The organism is Serratia sp. 25CWL12 (assembly GCF_055790885.1).
In genome coordinates, this window is sequence record NZ_CM147698.1 from 2,635,310 (window position 1) to 2,651,640 (window position 16,331).

General features: G+C 47.1%; 15 protein-coding genes and 1 other annotated feature. Of the genes, 11 read left to right on the plus strand and 4 right to left on the minus strand.

What is annotated here, in order from left to right; genetic code table 11:
* Positions 1-205: 205 nt before the first annotated feature.
* Both dcuC and eco read right to left on the minus strand, forming a co-directional pair.
* Positions 206-1,567, minus strand: coding sequence for a C4-dicarboxylate transporter DcuC (gene dcuC, locus ACX9GV_RS11225; RefSeq protein ID WP_473195572.1), 1,362 nt, complete (start codon positions 1,565-1,567; stop codon positions 206-208).
* A gap of 455 nt (positions 1,568-2,022) precedes the next feature.
* A complete protein-coding gene (gene eco / locus ACX9GV_RS11230; RefSeq protein WP_473195573.1) occupies positions 2,023-2,547 on the minus strand; it encodes a serine protease inhibitor ecotin in 525 nt (174 codons plus the stop codon).
* Between the two features lie 458 nt (positions 2,548-3,005).
* On the opposite strand from eco, the gene deoC reads away from it, so the two are divergent.
* The 4 genes from deoC to ACX9GV_RS11250 all read left to right on the plus strand — a co-directional run bounded on the left by deoC (position 3,006) and on the right by ACX9GV_RS11250 (position 8,425).
* Positions 3,006-3,674 carry a deoxyribose-phosphate aldolase gene (deoC, locus tag ACX9GV_RS11235; RefSeq protein ID WP_023492681.1) on the plus strand — a complete coding sequence of 223 codons (669 nt, stop codon included), beginning with the start codon at positions 3,006-3,008 and terminating at the stop codon, positions 3,672-3,674.
* A 115-nt stretch (positions 3,675-3,789) separates the two neighbouring features.
* Positions 3,790-4,554 (plus strand): DNA-binding transcriptional repressor DeoR, encoded by a 765-nt coding sequence (deoR, locus tag ACX9GV_RS11240; protein WP_473195574.1) that lies wholly within the window; start codon positions 3,790-3,792, stop codon positions 4,552-4,554.
* Positions 4,555-5,595: 1,041 nt separating this feature from the next.
* Complete coding sequence (locus ACX9GV_RS11245) at positions 5,596-6,894, plus strand: HAAAP family serine/threonine permease (RefSeq protein ID WP_023492684.1); 1,299 nt, start codon at positions 5,596-5,598, stop codon at positions 6,892-6,894.
* 163 nt (positions 6,895-7,057) lie between these two features.
* Positions 7,058-8,425, plus strand: a complete 1,368-nt coding sequence (locus tag ACX9GV_RS11250; protein ID WP_473195575.1) for an L-serine ammonia-lyase — start codon at positions 7,058-7,060, stop codon at positions 8,423-8,425.
* 124 nt (positions 8,426-8,549) lie between these two features.
* Here the strand turns inward: ACX9GV_RS11250 and ACX9GV_RS11255 are convergent, their stop codons facing one another.
* Positions 8,550-9,755, minus strand: a complete 1,206-nt coding sequence (locus ACX9GV_RS11255) for a serine hydrolase (protein ID WP_473195576.1) — start codon at positions 9,753-9,755, stop codon at positions 8,550-8,552.
* A 366-nt stretch (positions 9,756-10,121) separates the two neighbouring features.
* Between ACX9GV_RS11255 and ACX9GV_RS11260 the strand changes: the two genes are divergently transcribed.
* The 4 genes from ACX9GV_RS11260 to rimO all read left to right on the plus strand — a co-directional run bounded on the left by ACX9GV_RS11260 (position 10,122) and on the right by rimO (position 13,918).
* The gene (locus ACX9GV_RS11260; protein ID WP_473195577.1) at positions 10,122-10,742 is read left to right on the plus strand and encodes a glutathione S-transferase family protein; all 621 of its coding nucleotides are present in this window, start codon (positions 10,122-10,124) and stop codon (positions 10,740-10,742) included.
* Between the two features lie 73 nt (positions 10,743-10,815).
* The gene (locus tag ACX9GV_RS11265; protein WP_473195578.1) at positions 10,816-11,796 is read left to right on the plus strand and encodes a magnesium and cobalt transport protein CorA; all 981 of its coding nucleotides are present in this window, start codon (positions 10,816-10,818) and stop codon (positions 11,794-11,796) included.
* Between the two features lie 141 nt (positions 11,797-11,937).
* Positions 11,938-12,435 (plus strand): hypothetical protein, encoded by a 498-nt coding sequence (locus ACX9GV_RS11270; protein WP_473195579.1) that lies wholly within the window; start codon positions 11,938-11,940, stop codon positions 12,433-12,435.
* A gap of 157 nt (positions 12,436-12,592) precedes the next feature.
* Positions 12,593-13,918 (plus strand): 30S ribosomal protein S12 methylthiotransferase RimO, encoded by a 1,326-nt coding sequence (gene rimO / locus ACX9GV_RS11275; RefSeq protein ID WP_473195580.1) that lies wholly within the window; start codon positions 12,593-12,595, stop codon positions 13,916-13,918.
* Positions 13,919-14,038: 120 nt separating this feature from the next.
* On the opposite strand, the gene ACX9GV_RS11280 is transcribed toward rimO, so the two are convergent.
* Positions 14,039-14,863: an SDR family oxidoreductase gene (locus tag ACX9GV_RS11280; RefSeq protein ID WP_473195581.1), complete on the minus strand. Its 825-nt coding sequence runs from the start codon at positions 14,861-14,863 to the stop codon at positions 14,039-14,041.
* Between the two features lie 306 nt (positions 14,864-15,169).
* Between ACX9GV_RS11280 and ACX9GV_RS11285 the strand changes: the two genes are divergently transcribed.
* From ACX9GV_RS11285 to hisL, 3 genes are all read left to right on the plus strand, one after another.
* Positions 15,170-15,487 (plus strand): type II toxin-antitoxin system RelE/ParE family toxin, encoded by a 318-nt coding sequence (locus tag ACX9GV_RS11285; RefSeq protein WP_473198023.1) that lies wholly within the window; start codon positions 15,170-15,172, stop codon positions 15,485-15,487.
* A gap of 3 nt (positions 15,488-15,490) precedes the next feature.
* Entirely contained in the window at positions 15,491-15,799 is a 309-nt protein-coding gene (locus tag ACX9GV_RS11290; protein WP_473195582.1) for an addiction module antidote protein, read from the plus strand.
* A gap of 355 nt (positions 15,800-16,154) precedes the next feature.
* Complete coding sequence (gene hisL / locus ACX9GV_RS11295) at positions 16,155-16,202, plus strand: his operon leader peptide (protein ID WP_100396937.1); 48 nt, start codon at positions 16,155-16,157, stop codon at positions 16,200-16,202.
* Positions 16,178-16,313, plus strand: a sequence feature (His leader region). (Overlaps the previous gene by 25 nt.)
* The last annotated feature ends 18 nt before the right edge of the window (positions 16,314-16,331 follow it).

Below are 16,331 nucleotides of genomic sequence, written 5' to 3' on the forward strand. Positions count from 1 at the left end.
GCTCTTCTCTACAGCAAACTTTTCTGCGGACTTTATCATCACCGCTTGCGACATAAGCACCTGAGGTGATGCTGAAGAATTAGCATGCATTCTTTCAGCATCAACGATTTGATGAGCAAGCAACCGCGCTGCCCGCTCTAGCCAAGTGACTACTGCAAATGAATCTTCAATCCAAGATGCATGTTAGCCCGGCCTATTAGTCGCCTTACGCCCCGATAAAAGTAATGATAAGTACCGTCAGCAACCCGCCTATCATCGGAATCGCGGTGCGTTTTACCAGTTCGAATGGCGGAATACCTGCCACCCCTGCACAAGCAATCACCACCCCAGCCACAGGAGAGAAAGAGCGGAAAATACCAGCAGAAAGTTGCATCGGTAACGCTAACGCAGCGGTGGAAACACCAACGTGAGCAGCAACATCAGGTGCTAAGTTAGAAAAACTAAAGAAGGCCGCATTGCCAGAACCTGACATAAGCGTTGTGATACCAATAATTGCCACAAGCACGATAACCATCATGATGTAGCCAAATCCAAGGTGGGCGGAGACACCCAACATGCCAGAAATAAAGCCTATCGCATCAAGACCAACCACAAAAGTTTGTGCAGCAATGATTAACGATACAACGCTAGCGAAGACATCCCCCATCCCTTGTAGGTAGACTTTCAACGAATCGGCTACTGCCTTGCCGTTTCGAGAATAAATAAAGTCACAGACCATTGCGACCGCAAGGCTAATAAACATCGCGGTGACCACGTCAATTTTAATCGAGGTAATCGCAAATTTACTGAATGTTAACAGCAATACCAGTGGCAAAACCGGTAAGATTGCAAACCACTGTGGTGCTTCGCGCGCGGTATCCTCTTTGGCTTGCAGCTCGTAAGAGACACCTTTAATCTGATCTCGTTTATCAAACCACTTCTGACAAACAAAATGCAGCACAGCAATAACAAGTGCCGAGCAAATGCCAACAAATAATTGGTGTTCAATAAAATATGAAGCGGCATCAATGCCAATCACTTCTGCCGCTTTGTTCGCAGCACCAGAAGCTGGGCCTAAATCTAAACATGCTGTGGTCGCCAATACCGCAGCAACAGAGGAGGGAGTGCAACCGATACCGACCAATACTGGATATAATGCAACCAGCAACAACATTGCTAATCCAACGGCACTTGGTATGAAAACGTTTAAAAACTGACCTAAGATGTACCCCAAGGCAAGAACTATATAGGGGTTTTTAATTGTAGAAAGCGGCTTAGTGGTCACTTTTACCAAAGCATTGGCTGCACCGATGTGCCCCATATACTTAGAAAAACCACCGACAGCCATAATAATCAGGCCTAAGTTGGCCAATGTTGAAGAAGTGATTGTCTGAATAACAAAGAAAAAATCTACCAATACCGAACCCGTTGGCTTTGTCCCTTTTGGCAAAAAATCAGGCTCAGAAAAAAGGACACCGATCATCATCATCAAGAGACCAGTCCCAAATAATACCGCTTGGGTGTTATATTTCTTTATAATTAAGTATCCCGCACCAAACACTATGGGCAAGGCAAGCAGCGCAACCATATGCTTCTCCATAAGAAAACAGTTAATAACGCCTATCTTGAATTTATCCAGCTTGAAACGACATGAGAAGTGATCTTTCCCTAAAAAAACTGTGATATAGCGTGTAGTAACCGCATTTTCATACTGGATTTACATCTCAAAACAATAATCACTCCAATGTCACCCTGATATGCAGAATTTAATCCCACAGCGTTACTAATCAGTACACTACTATGGTGCTGTGGTTGAAGGTTCAGTGTAAAAACTAGCATTTTGAGCTAAATCTAAGCGGTAATATATGGAATTGATTGAATAGTCATGAGAAATACCATTTCCCATTAACCGGTTTTAAATCACGACCCACACGCGGTTAACCATAAGAACGACCAAAACTCTATGGATGGCGTAGAAATCTGATTAGATACCTTACCAACCTGCCCATGCCTTATGGGCAGGTTTGCTTTACCCAGCGAGCATTATTTTATCACTGCACGACCCATCGTTTCACTGGCTGACCATATGCGGTAGCGCACTTCAACGTCTTTGGGGACATAAACCACGATAGGTAGGCGGCTGTTATAACGCTGCATGGCCTGTTCACCTAAATTGGCGGCAATAAACTCCTGGCGCTTGGTGTCGTCGGCACAGGCCATCATGCTGGACGCCAGCGGCGAAAGTTTGGTCAGGACAAAATAGTTATAACCCCATCCCTCCAATGTTTTACTATCCAGCGCTCCCCCCATCATATGGCGGTTACAATCCACTTCCAGCGTTTTACCAATCAGTAATTCAACCTTAAAGTTTTCTTCATTCTCCTTCTGGGGTAAATAGATGACCTGCCGAGTCATGCCTTTCTCAGCTTTAGGGAATGGCGCTACTTTTTCCAGCGGTTGCTGCTGAAGATCTTCCTGTGTGGGTGTTGCGGCAATAGTTGTTGCAGCAAGAGCATTAGCAGAAGCAGCCATCAGCAAGCTGCTAACAAGCAAAGAGATTTTGTTCATTTGTTATCCTTTTAAAACAGGGTGTCACATGCGTTCGATTAACGTAATTTATATCATAATAGCCTGAAACTGACAGATTGTTGTCTTCCCCCCCACGAAGCTCGTCATAGAGGAGCATCTGGTCATCTCAGCGACCGTCGCCGAGTCTCACTTGAATCAATCATCAACAACAATACAAATTATTACCCCGCCAAAGCAACATGACACTCCACTCGGATACGCTCACTTCGCCAGTGTTATTTAAATAACATTAAAGAGCAGGCCATGAAATCAACTGATAGAAAATAACCCTAATCAGTCGAAATACGGCGATTCAAGCACTATTAATCATCACCCCTCAATGTTAGGATAATAACATTGCTGATTGTTTCATTGCTTAAACCTGAGCCAAACAGGGTTATTGCGGCCACCAACTGCCGGCAAAAACCTGGCTATATCACTTCCTTTGAGGAACCAACATGACTGATTATGCTCGTTATATTGACCATACTTTACTGGCGATGGACGCGACCGAAAGCCAGATCGCCAAATTGTGTGAAGAAGCACAACAACATAATTTTTATGCTGTCTGCGTGAACTCAGGTTATGTACCGCTAGCAGCCCACCTGTTACAAGACTGCGAAGTTAAAGTATGCTCAGTCATCGGTTTCCCACTGGGTGCCGGTTTGAGCGTCGCAAAAGCTTATGAAGCCAAAGCGGCTATTGCTGCTGGTGCACAAGAAATTGATATGGTTATCAACGTCGGCTGGCTGAAAAGTGGCTTGCTGGATCAGGTCAGCGCCGATATTGCCGCCGTACGTGAAGTTTGTGCCGCCATCCCATTGAAAGTCATATTAGAAACTTGCCTACTCAGTGATGCTGAAATCGTTCAAGTGTGTGAAATATGTCGCCAGCTTGATGTCGCTTTTGTTAAAACCTCTACGGGTTTTAGCACTGGCGGTGCGCGTGAAGAGCACGTCAAACTGATGCGCGCCACGGTGGGCAGTGAAATGGGGGTTAAAGCTTCGGGCGCGGTGCGTGATCGGGCTACCGCAGAGAAAATGATTGCCGCAGGAGCTACACGCATTGGTACCAGCTCCGGCGTTGCCATTGTCTCCGGCGACAGTGCCAAGGCCGGGAGTTACTAATTTTCGCCCCCCGTGGGAACGCGGTTTATCGTGCCCCGAAGCGGAATGAAGCCCAAGGATGGGCAGAACAACTTACTCAATAGGCTGTGGCTTTAAGTAGCGATGGATATCACTGATGGAAACACCACGGGAAACACGCATTAACCAATTAACGCAAGCGTTAAAGCGTGCAGACAAAATCCATTTGAAAGAGGCCGCCATACTGCTAGGCGTTTCGGAAATGACCATCCGTCGTGACCTGAGCAGTGAACCTGCGGCAATCGTCTTGTTGGGGGGCTATATCGTCGCCGACCCACGGATCAATAACGTCAGCCAATATCTGGTTTCTGACCAACAAAACCGGCAGGTAACCGAAAAGCAACGCATTGGTATGTTGGCTGCCCCGCTGATCAACGAAAATGACACCGTGTTCTTTGATTGCGGCACCACGATCCCAGCGATCATCAACACCATTGACGATGCCCTGCCCTTTACCGCCATCTGTTACTCACTCAATACCTTTCTGGTACTGCAGCAGAAAGCCAACTGCAAAGTGATCCTGTGCAGTGGTGAATTCAAACCCAATAACGCTATTTTTACCGCCGTAGGCCAGCATAATGAGCTGGACCATATCTGCCCCAATATCGCCTTTATCTCTGCCGCAGGTGTTAGCTTGCAGCAAGGTGCCACCTGTTACAACTTTGATGAATTACAAATGAAGCACAAAGCATTAGCCAGGGCACAGCAAAAAATTCTGGTGGCAGATCACAGCAAATTTGCCCATACCAAACCTGCCTGCATTGGGCCGCTCACGCTGTTTGATCGTGTCATCACCGACCGCCAGCCTGAGCCTGAATTTATCCATTACTTCACTGAACAGGGGATTAGCTTGCGGTTTTAAATTTCCTTTATCGAATTGATGGCGCCCATTAATTGCATCAGGCAAATTAACAAATAGACTTGTCATGTCTCTGAATAACAAGAATTAAGATCTTATTAATAATGATAAGCAAACATGTCATTGATTCATAGAAATGACATCCTGCTTTTGCTGCACAATCAATAATTTATTTACCGATAAATCTCATTTTTGCCCTCTTCGATATCAGTATGATTCTGTTGAAAAATAAGCAAGACTATTTTTATCAGATAGCAAGATGACTATCTTCACATTAAACAGTTCAACCTCACCTTCTCTAATTCAACAAAAAATACCTTAAAAACAATATGTTATTAATAATGCATAAAATATAAAACGTGATCCAAGTCATCAAATTAAATTATTTCGATTTTTTAGCTAGATCAATCCATAAAGATAAAATATATTGCCACCCCTAATCACAGAGGCAGACGTTTATCTTGTAAAATCACCACAAAGCAACACAAACATTAAAATAACAAAAATCAAACAAAATGCACACAATGTTATTAATTATCACAATAATCGCACAAAACATGAGTCATAAGACAATTAATAGCACAATTCACGCATTTGAGAGTGAGATCACGGTAGAAAATGCTAACAAGCGTTATCTTGCCGCCAGCAAAAATCGATGGGTAGCCGCCTAACAGTGATAATAATATCTCGCAGCCATATAGCGACCAAGTTTCATTTAGCTGATACCGCTATTTATGCCTAATCGTTATCATCCTAACAAATAACCAAGGGGAAATTTGACTCTAACGACTTTCAATAAATTCAGGGTTCATCTCAACAGCTAGGCACCGCCCCGCACGGACACATCAGGCATAAGATTAATAATTCGCCAGGGACATAGAGATTAACGATGTAACTGGTGCAAACAAACATGCAGCTAAACCCATGACGACGTTCCAGAACATCCCAATTTATTGTGGATGTCATGTCTATTATTTCGCCCATGGATTTAACCTTACGTTTTATTGCAAATTTTAAATTAATTGCTTCACCTCGGAGATATTTATGGATTCTGTAGAAATTGGCACTGTAGCCTCTGCGGCATCGCCTTCCAGCAAAACCTGGCGCAAAACTGACACCATGTGGATGCTGGGTCTTTATGGTACCGCTATTGGTGCTGGTGTGCTTTTCCTACCGATCAATGCGGGTATTGGTGGCTTGATCCCTTTGATTATTATGGCGATTATCGCCTTTCCAATGACCTTCTTTGCTCACCGGGGCCTGTGCCGTTTCGTGCTGTCCGGCAAAAACCCCGGGGAAGATATCACTAAAGTGGTTGAGGAACATTTTGGTATCAGTGCCGGTAAGCTGATCACGTTGCTTTACTTCTTCGCTATCTACCCAATTCTACTGGTTTACAGTGTTGCCATCACCAATACCGTTGACAGTTTTATCACCCACCAATTAGGCATGACACCGCCACCGCGCGCCATTCTGTCACTGATCCTGATCGCCGGGCTAATGACGATTGTCCGCTTCGGTGAAGAAGCCATTGTTAAAACCATGAGTATTTTGGTGTTCCCGTTTGTCGGCGTACTGATGTTACTGGCGTTGTACCTGATCCCAAACTGGAGTGGGGCCATTTTCGAAAATGTCTCACTGGCTGGCTCTGGCGATGGCTTAAGTCATGGTTTTGTGATCACCCTGTGGTTAGCTATCCCAGTAATGGTATTCTCATTCAACCACTCGCCGATTATCTCTGCGTTTGCCGTCGCCAAACGTGAAGAATACGGCGTAGATGCTGAGAAGAAATGTTCACGCATCCTGGCTTATTCCCACATCATGATGGTGCTGACCGTGATGTTCTTCGTCTTCAGTTGCGTGCTGAGCCTCTCCCCAGCGGATCTAGCGGAAGCCAAAGCGCAGAACATTTCTATTCTCTCTTATCTGGCCAACCACTTTAACAACCCGATGATCGCCTACATTGCACCGGTGATCGCCTTTATCGCCATTACCAAATCGTTCTTGGGCCACTACCTGGGTGCCCGTGAAGGCTTTAATGGCATGATCAGCAAATCGATGAAGAGCCGTGGCAAAACCATCAGTACCCAGAAACTGAACCGCATTACAGCAATCTTTATGCTGGTGACCACCTGGATCGTTGCCACCATGAATCCAAGTATTTTGGGGATGATTGAAAACCTCGGTGGCCCAATTATCGCCATGCTGTTGTTCCTGATGCCGATGTATGCAATCCGTAAAGTGCCGGCCATGCGCAAGTACAGCGGCCCTATCAGCAACATCTTTGTGGTCGTGATGGGGTTGGTTGCGATGTCTGCCATTCTCTACACCTTGTTTAGTTAATCAGGTTTGGTTAATCAGGTTTAGTTAATCACATTCAGCCGATGCCCTAAGGGGCATCGGCATTCTCGAATCATTTCCCCTTTCCTCACCTAACCACTGCGACGCCCTATGTTCCAGGCAGTGGCGGATAAAAGGGTATTAACTTGAAGAAGGCAGCGAAACTATGGTCAGCGTTTTCGATATTTTTAAAATTGGTATCGGCCCATCCAGTTCCCATACCGTTGGCCCGATGAAGGCAGGCAAACAGTTTGTCGATGATTTGATTAATGCCGGGCAACTCCACACCACCACCAGAGTGGTGGTTGATGTTTATGGTTCACTGTCACTGACAGGTAAAGGCCACCATACCGATATTGCTATTATCATGGGGCTGGCGGGTAATCTACCGCACGATGTGGATATCGATAGCATTAGCAGTTTTATCCACAATATAGAACAGAGTGGCCGTCTGTTGCTGGCTAACGGCACACATGAAGTTGATTTCCCACCTTCTGGAGGGATGAACTTCCACAACAGCAATTTGCCACTGCACGAGAATGGGATGCGCATCAGCGCTTATGCTAGCGAGCAGTTACTGTATAGCAAAACCTACTACTCCATCGGTGGTGGCTTTATTGTTGACGAAGAGCATTTTGGTCAACCCGCCAGTGATAACCAAACTATCCCCTACCCATACCGCTCGGCACAAGAGCTACAACAGCACTGCAAAGAGAACGGGCTTTCCCTTTCCGGCCTGGTGATGCAGAACGAACTGGCATTACGTAGCAAAGAAGAGATCGAGGAACATTTTGCCAATGTCTGGCAGGTGATGCGCACCGCGATTGAGCGAGGTATGAACACAGAAGGTCTACTGCCTGGCCCAATGAAGATTCAGCGCCGGGCTGCCTCATTACGCCGTATTCTGGTCACGGGGGATAAAAACAATATCGACCCGATGAACGTGGTGGATTGGATCAATATGTTTGCCTTTGCGGTTAATGAAGAAAATGCCGCGGGGGGCCGAGTGGTGACCGCGCCTACCAATGGGGCTTGTGGCATTATTCCGGCAGTGCTGGCCTACTATGATCAGTTTATCCGCCCTTTGAACACCAACTCCTACAGCCGTTTCTTCCTCACTGCTGGTGTCATTGGTACCTTGTATAAAATGAATGCCTCCATTTCTGGTGCCGAAGTGGGTTGCCAAGGTGAAGTGGGCGTTGCCTGTTCTATGGCCGCTGCTGGGCTGGCTGAATTGATGGGCGGCAGCCCGGCACAGGTGTGTATCGCGGCAGAAATAGCCATGGAACATCACCTGGGTTTGACCTGCGACCCTCTGGCTGGACAGGTTCAGGTGCCTTGTATTGAGCGTAACGCCATTTCTGCCGTAAAGGCGGTTAATGCGGCCCGCATGGCACTACGCCGTACCAGTGAACCGCGCGTCTGCCTGGATAAAGTGATCGAAACCATGTACGAAACCGGTAAAGATATGAATGCTAAATACCGTGAAACATCACAAGGCGGTTTGGCAATCAAAGTGGTGGCCTGTAATTAATCTTGCCGATTATTAACCTTGCCAGTCTTTAATCTTTCCTGTCATTAACATTTCCTGTCATTAACAACGAAAAGGGCAGACCAAACTGTCTGCCCTTTTTTGCTAACTCGCCTCGCTAGCTGATTCAGCCAAAGATGCCGCCAAACCACTGGCTCAGTTTCATCATGACAAAATCCCATATACGGCTGAAGAAATTCCCTTCTTTGACTTCCTGCATCACCACCAGCGGGTACTGTGCAATGGTTTTACCATCCAGTTGGTAATCGATGGTGCCAACAACCTGATTTTTCGCCAACGGCGCTTCCAGTGTCGGCGGGTCAAGTTTGTAGCTGGCTTTCAGGTTTTTCATCTGCCCTTTAGGCAGAGTAACAGCAGCATCTGTCGCCACACCGAGTGGTACATCATTCACATCACCAAACCATACCTTTTGCGTTACAAATGCTTTATCCGCCTTGATAGGTATCGCCGTTTCATAGAAACGGAAGCCCCAGGTCAATAATTTTTCACTTTCACTAAAGCGAACACTGTCATTCGGTGCCCCTAATACCACTGAAATCAGGCGCATTGGGCCATCGACCGCCGAGGCCACCAAGTTATGCCCGGCACCACTGGTATAACCCGTCTTGATACCATCAACTGCCAGATTGCTATTCCACAACAGTCGGTTACGGTTTACTTGGCGAATTTTGTTAAATGTGAACTCTTTCTCTTTATGCAATGCATACTCGTCCGGTACATCACGGATCAGCGCCTGACTCAACAATGCCATATCGCGCGCTGTACTGTATTGCCCCTCCGCATCCAGGCCATGTACCGTTAGAAAGTGCGTATTTTGTAAACCTAAGGATTTGGCATAATTATTCATCAAGCTAACAAAGGCATCCTGGCTACCCGCAACAAAATCTGCCAAGGCAATGCTGGCATCATTACCGGATTGGATAACAATCCCTTTATTCAATTCAGAGACCGGCACCCGGTCACCCGGCTTGATAAACATTAACGATGAGCCACGTAAGGTCGGGTTCCCCGTGGCCCAGGCATCTTTCCCCACAGTAACCAGAGCGTCCGGTTTGATTTTACCGGCTTTCATCGCCTGACCAATCACATAGCTGGACATGATTTTAGTCAGGCTCGCGGGGTCCAGCCGGGTATCGGCATTACCCTCTGCCAGAATCTTGCCACTGCTATAATCCATCAGCACATAAGCTTTAGCATTAATTTGTGGAATTTCAGCAGGTTCTGCCGCATAGGCAGTGGGAGCTGCCAATAAGATGGCACCGACACTGAAGGCCAGTTTATAAAAAGAGACAGATAAGATTTTATTTCTCATAATGTTGCCAGAGTACCCATTAAACTCATGAAATAACTTTAATTTTCAAATAAAGCTATCCGTTCTATCAACCGACGAGAACGACCGAATGCCAACCCTCATCATCTATGTACCTGTTGTAGCCCCCGCCAACTTGAATGGCAATGGGCAGCGGCAATTGATTTTATTCTGGCAGGGGTCGGTCAAATTTTCTTAGTTTTTACATAACTGTACACAATCACCCGAACCTGGGTTGATATTCTCAGTTTGTACAATTTGCCGTGGGATAAGGCTAAAATGGTTAGCGCCATCAGGCTGACAGGTGACAAACCACATTTTCTAGCGTAGATAAGAGTCTATTTTATAAAATTGATGCAGGAGCACGTTATGCTAACCATTTGGGGCCGAAAAAACTCAAACAATGTCAAAAAAGTACTTTGGTGTGCTGGCGAGCTGGGACTGAATTTCACCCATATCAATGCCGGGGGCGCTTACGGTAAAGTTAATGAAGCCGCCTATCGAGCCCTCAACCCTAATGGGCTGGTACCCTTGTTGCAGGACGACGATTTTGTGCTGTGGGAGTCGAATACCATTGTTCGCTATCTGGCAGCAAAATTTGGTCAGCCCCCCTTTTACCCGCAAGATCTGCAAGCCCGCGCCGCTGCAGAAAAGTGGATGGATTGGCAAATTGCCCCGATTACGACCCCGTTCCGTACCCTATTTTGGGGCATCGTTCGTACCGAGCCGGCGCAACGTGATAATCAACAAATCGAAGCCGCCATTAAGGAAATGGAACACCACCTCGATATCGTGGAACAAACGCTGGCAAATCAACCCTATCTTTCAGGTGAAACCTTCGGCATCGGCGATATTCCGTTAGGCGCCTTTATTTATGCCTGGTTTGAAATGCCCATCAAGCGCCAGCCGCGGCCACATATGGAGCGCTGGTATCAGCAACTATGTGCCCGACCTGCTTACCAAAGTACGGTGATGCTGCCACTCAGTTAAGTGAATAGGGTATGGAGGAGTATACTCTAAATAATTCAACTGATTGCTCCATCACTGATCAATAGGTAATGAAATGGAAGCCCCAAAAATGGTTGTCAACAGCGTCGCTTACCGAGCGGGTAAACGCCTGAAAGATATTACGATCGATGATATCAGTGAAGTGGTGAAAGAACCGGATACCTTTGTCTGGCTCGGGTTATGGCAACCCGAAGATAGCTTTATGCGCAAAGTCCAGGAGGAGTTTGGCCTACACGAGCTGGCGATTGACGATGCGTTACATGCCCACCAGCGCCCCAAAATAGAAACCTATGGTGATTCCCTATTTATTGTGGTGAAAACCGCACAATGGATAAACGATGAAGTGGAATACGGTGAAACACATTTCTTTGTGGGTAAACATTTCCTGATTAGTGTACGCCATGGTGCATCTTCCAGCTATGTTCCTATCCGTGCCAAAGTGGAGGAGAACCCGAAACACCTCAGCCTAGGACCGGGTTTTGCCCTGTACTCGGTACTGGATTTTATCGTCGACAATTACCGCCATATTGTTGGTAAATTTGAAGAGATGATCGAAGATATCGAGTCCAGTATGTTCCGTTCTGATTTTGATGAAACCGCCATTGAGAACGTCTACACCTTGCGCCGCCATCTGCTCGGTCTGCGTAATGCAGCCCTCCCCATGGATGAGATCTGCAACCAGCTTATCCATCTGCATGAAGATGTGATCCCCAAAGAACTACGTGCTTACGTTCGCGATGTGCAGGACCATGCCCGGCAAGTGGTTATTACTTCAGACGATATGCGTGAAATGCTGACCAACGCCATGCACGTTAACTTGGCACTGGTGACGGTAAAACAGAACGAAGTGGTGAAAAGACTGGCGGGCTGGGGGGCAATTTTGGCTATTCCGACGGTGATTTTCAGCTTATATGGGATGAACTTTGCCGATATGCCAGAACTGAAATTCCCCTGGGCATATCACGCAACATTAGGTGTCACTGCAGTTGGCTGCATTTTCCTTTACCGGAAACTGAAACGAGCAGGTTGGCTATAGCCGGTTCCGGCCTGCCCACACAGGGCTATGGATGACCGAGCCCTGTGTTGCGCGCAGTATCCGACTTGTTTGGTAAAGACTGATTTGGTAAAGACTGATTTAGCAGGAACTGAAATTATTTCCTCCAGCAAGGGTAGCTAAATGTTTAAAAATATCTTGGCATTAGCGATAACAGTGGCTTTGACTGCCACATTATCCGGTTGCAAAACGGAAGAAGAAAAAGCGGCCATACAGGAAAGCCAGGACTACATCAAACAGTCATATTCAAAATATGTTCAATCATTTACCTTTGAAAACCTGGCCGCCTATACCCAGGTTGCTTACCTAGATGGCAAGCTGATGAGTAAGGCGATTTATGTCTGCGGGGAGTTTACTGATGAAAAAGGTCAGACTCGCCCATTTGTTTTCAGCAATTCAATTTTATGGCAAGGCATCAAAGGTTCTGGTGAAGGGGTTTTTATTGATAAGAACGAGGGGAATTACCCGCCTTTTATCAAAAATCAGAAAAATAGCTGTCGAGATAACCAAACCCAGATAAAAGTCGTTGATTGTAAACTGGGTCAAGAAAGTGAGCCCGCAGAGCCCGGTGTGGAATATATGTGCCAGGCATTATTAGACGATGAAAAAAATAAACGCTAGCCGTTGGGTGACGACGCCAGTTCATCTTGCAAACAACCAGTATCTACTCCCCTTGGGCGCGGTATAAGCGCGCAAACAGAGATAGCAGTACAAATTCCCTGCCAATCTCTGTAGAATCCCTGCCCTGAACACACCCAAACCGAATACTTTTTAACCTATGAATAATGTCACCCAACAGCCCAGAATCGGCTTTGTTAGCCTCGGTTGCCCAAAGAATCTGGTTGATTCTGAACGCATCTTAACCGAACTGCGTAACGAAGGTTACCAAGTCGTACCGCGTTATGATGATGCGGAACTGGTGATCGTCAACACCTGCGGATTTATTGATAGTGCCGTACAGGAATCACTGGAAGCCATCGGTGAAGCATTGAACGAAAACGGCAAGGTGATTGTGACTGGCTGCCTGGGCGCCAAGGAAAATCAGATCCGCGAAGTGCACCCCAAAGTGCTGGAAATTTCCGGCCCGCACAGTTATGAACAGGTTTTATCCCATGTTCACCAATATGTACCGAAGCCCGTGCATAACCCCTTTACCAGCCTGATCCCGGCTCAAGGGGTTAAACTGACACCGAAACACTATGCCTACCTGAAGATCTCCGAAGGGTGCAACCACCGTTGTACTTTCTGCATCATCCCTTCCATGCGCGGGGATCTTGATAGCCGCCCGATTGGTAGCGTGTTGGATGAAGCCAAACGCCTGGTTGAATCCGGGGTAAAAGAGTTACTGGTGATTTCACAAGATACCTCGGCCTATGGTGTCGATATCAAGCACCGCACCGGCTTCTGGAACGGTCAACCGGTGAAGACCAGTATGGTTAGCCTGTGTGAGCAACTTTCTAGTTTGGGTGCTTGGGTACGTCTGCACTATGTTTACCCTTATCCTCATGTCGATGAAGTGATCCCACTGATGGCGGAAGGTAAAATCCTGCCTTATCTGGATATTCCGCTGCAACATGCCAGCCCCAAAATTCTCAAGCTGATGAAACGCCCTGGCGCGGTAGAACGCACACTGGAGCGAATCAAACGCTGGCGCGAAATCTGCCCGGACCTGACGCTACGTTCCACCTTTATCGTTGGCTTCCCTGGGGAAAGCGAAGAAGACTTCCAGATGCTGCTCGATTTCCTGAAAGAGGCGAAATTGGATCGCGTCGGTTGCTTCAAGTACAGCCCGGTAGAGGGTGCTGCAGCCAATGAGCTGGCGGATCAAGTGCCGGAAGAGGTCAAAGAGCAGCGCTTCCACCGTTTTATGCAGTTGCAACAGCAAATTTCTGCGCAACGTTTGCAAGATAAAATTGGCCGCGAAGTATTGGTGCTGATTGACGAAGTGGATGAAGAAGGCGCAATTGGCCGCAGTATGGCAGATGCGCCGGAAATTGATGGTGCGGTTTACCTTAACGGTGAAAGTAAAGTTAAGGTGGGTGATATTGTCAAAGTGAAGATTGAAAACGCTGACGAGTATGACCTGTGGGGCTCTAAAGTCTGACGGACATGACCACCTGCCCAAGGTGATGCTTTGGGTATCAGCGCGGTTCGCATTTTAAGTGCTTTTAACACTAAAGGGGCATCAGAGCCCCTTTATCATACTCTTCACTTTTGAATACGCTTAACTGATTGGCATCCGTGTCGGGTCAGGATGTTGGTAGGCAAAACCCAACTCACGGCAGATACGGCTACCGTCCACCAGCCGCCCTTCCTGCTCCCCCTCATCTGCAAACTGTGGTGGTTGCAGGTGCAATTGCTTAGCCAGCAGCGGGTAGAACTCACGCTTGGTGGGATGGATTGGCGCGCAAATATTATAAACGTGCCCCCCGGTAGGCTGCTGGAGCAACAATTGAATGGCGGAAATCACATCATCCTGATGCACCAGATTCACCCCTTGTGCTCCCCCTTTCACCCCCACTTTACCGGCAAGAAAACGCCCAGGGTGGCGATCTGCCCCCACCAACCCAGCCAAACGCAGGATATCTACCGACGTATGCGGTAATTGATGCAGCCAAAGCTCCAGTTCTGCCAATACGCGCCCACTGGAAGTCACCGGATGCAGCGGTGAATCTTCATTCACACTACCGCTGGCCTCGCCATAGACCGAGGTCGAGCTAGTAAAAATAATACGCGGAACCGCATAAGCGATGGCGCTATCCACCAGCATCTGCACCGCATCAAAATAGCCGCGACTCCCTTCGACAGTACGGCTCGCTGGCAAAGTGATCACCAACGCATCCACACGCAATAACTGCTCTAGATCATCGGGCTGACAAAGCAGTTCTGGAACGACTTCAAGCTGATAACACTCAACGCCACTCATCCTTGCGGCTTCGACCCCGTCCGGTGTGGTTTTACTGCCAACCACTTTATAGCCACGGCTCATCAATGATAAAGCCAGCGGCATACCTAACCAACCCAGACCAATAATGGCGACTTTTTTCATCAGCTTCCTCTCAAGAAGATCATAGCGTTGACGTTTTCCCTTTATCGAGACACTGGCGCGTTCAGTATGGCTTATCTGCACGATAGCAGTTAGCGGGTAAATTTTAGCATAGCTCCAGCGGAAAGCCGTGTCTCAAATCCCCGCAGAGATAACCGAGCGTGACAACGCTCGTTGACTTGCCAAGAGCGATAAGGGAGTCATTATCAGGCTGAAAAACGAATATCTATGGCGATTATCCTGACTATTTAGCTTAAAGAGAGACAATAGACCTCACCTTGCAGTAGCTTATAAGATACAATGTACCCTATGAAGGTGATAAAGCACTACTTGACCCCAGACGGCAAAGACTTGTATGCCGAGTACTTCAAAACACTACGTGACTCGGTTGCTAAAGCCAAAATTGCATCAAGAGTTAACCGCATGGCTAGCGGAAATTTTGGTGACCATAAACCGTGCCGCGATGGTGTTTGGGAACTACGAATAGACCAAGGCCCAGGGTATAGAGTGTACTATAGCGTCGTTGATGGGGCGGTGGTGTTATTGCTCCTCGCGGGTGATAAACGTACTCAGAATGCGGACATTGACGAGGCAGTTCGCTGCCTTAAAGATTACTTAATAAGGTGATATATGGCTAAGGCTCGTTTACATGATGATGCGATGGTTGAAATCCTTCGCGAAGATCCTGCATTTGCTCAGGCCTATCTACATCAGGCATTTCTCGATATCGATGAGGAAGGGGGGCAAGAAGCCTTTTTGATGGCATTACGCCATGTTGTTGAAGCCCGAGGGGGAATGGCCACCATCGCACAGAAAGCGGGCGTCTCGCGCGAAACACTTTACCGGACGCTATCACCAGCAGGTAACCCAACACTGAAAACATTACGCCGTGTCATTAACGCTACGGGTTTTCAGTTTTCAACCCTGGCGATGGCTTGAGATCACGCTATCAATCATCAGATTAAAAATTTCATCTATAGCCGTCGCCATTCAAGCTGTATTTTTTTGCTTTTATCGTAAAAATTTCGGTCGCCATATGCTTTCCATCTTCTGAACTGATTGCGCCTGCGACCGAATTAGGGGTCCTTAATAACCCACGCCTTTGCCAAATCAGGCGGTTGTTGCGCGAGAGTTACTCGGCCCTCAGGGAAGAGGCGAATAACTGTGGTCAACAACCGAACAATTTGCAGTATGACAAGCATAAATTCACAAAAAATAGTTGCATGTGATAGCACAGATAGTTTAGCTTAATCAGCAGTCCAGCATTGGCTGGTTTAATGTAAAGAGAATTATCATGACACGCGTTCAGTTCAACCACCATCATCACCATCATCCTGACTAGTCTTTCAGGCGATGTGTGCTGGGAGACGGTTCTTGAATCTTCCAGTGGCGCGTAGAACGTAAAAAACGCAGGAGAAAGCCCTCGGAAGATATCTTCCGAGGGTTTTTTTTTGGTTTCAGACTGACATAA

Coding starts and splice junctions, on each gene's coding strand:
- ACX9GV_RS11285 (WP_473198023.1), top strand. CDS start 15,170: ATGAAGGTGATAAAGCACTACTTGACCCCAGACGGCAAAGACTTGTAT.
- ACX9GV_RS11255 (WP_473195576.1), bottom strand. CDS start 9,755: ATGAGAAATAAAATCTTATCTGTCTCTTTTTATAAACTGGCCTTCAGT.
- eco (WP_473195573.1), bottom strand. CDS start 2,547: ATGAACAAAATCTCTTTGCTTGTTAGCAGCTTGCTGATGGCTGCTTCT.
- ACX9GV_RS11290 (WP_473195582.1), top strand. CDS start 15,491: ATGGCTAAGGCTCGTTTACATGATGATGCGATGGTTGAAATCCTTCGC.
- dcuC (WP_473195572.1), bottom strand. CDS start 1,567: ATGGTTGCGCTGCTTGCCTTGCCCATAGTGTTTGGTGCGGGATACTTA.
- ACX9GV_RS11260 (WP_473195577.1), top strand. CDS start 10,122: ATGCTAACCATTTGGGGCCGAAAAAACTCAAACAATGTCAAAAAAGTA.
- ACX9GV_RS11245 (WP_023492684.1), top strand. CDS start 5,596: ATGGATTCTGTAGAAATTGGCACTGTAGCCTCTGCGGCATCGCCTTCC.
- rimO (WP_473195580.1), top strand. CDS start 12,593: ATGAATAATGTCACCCAACAGCCCAGAATCGGCTTTGTTAGCCTCGGT.
- ACX9GV_RS11270 (WP_473195579.1), top strand. CDS start 11,938: ATGTTTAAAAATATCTTGGCATTAGCGATAACAGTGGCTTTGACTGCC.
- ACX9GV_RS11250 (WP_473195575.1), top strand. CDS start 7,058: ATGGTCAGCGTTTTCGATATTTTTAAAATTGGTATCGGCCCATCCAGT.
- ACX9GV_RS11265 (WP_473195578.1), top strand. CDS start 10,816: ATGGAAGCCCCAAAAATGGTTGTCAACAGCGTCGCTTACCGAGCGGGT.
- deoC (WP_023492681.1), top strand. CDS start 3,006: ATGACTGATTATGCTCGTTATATTGACCATACTTTACTGGCGATGGAC.
- ACX9GV_RS11280 (WP_473195581.1), bottom strand. CDS start 14,863: ATGAAAAAAGTCGCCATTATTGGTCTGGGTTGGTTAGGTATGCCGCTG.
- deoR (WP_473195574.1), top strand. CDS start 3,790: ATGGAAACACCACGGGAAACACGCATTAACCAATTAACGCAAGCGTTA.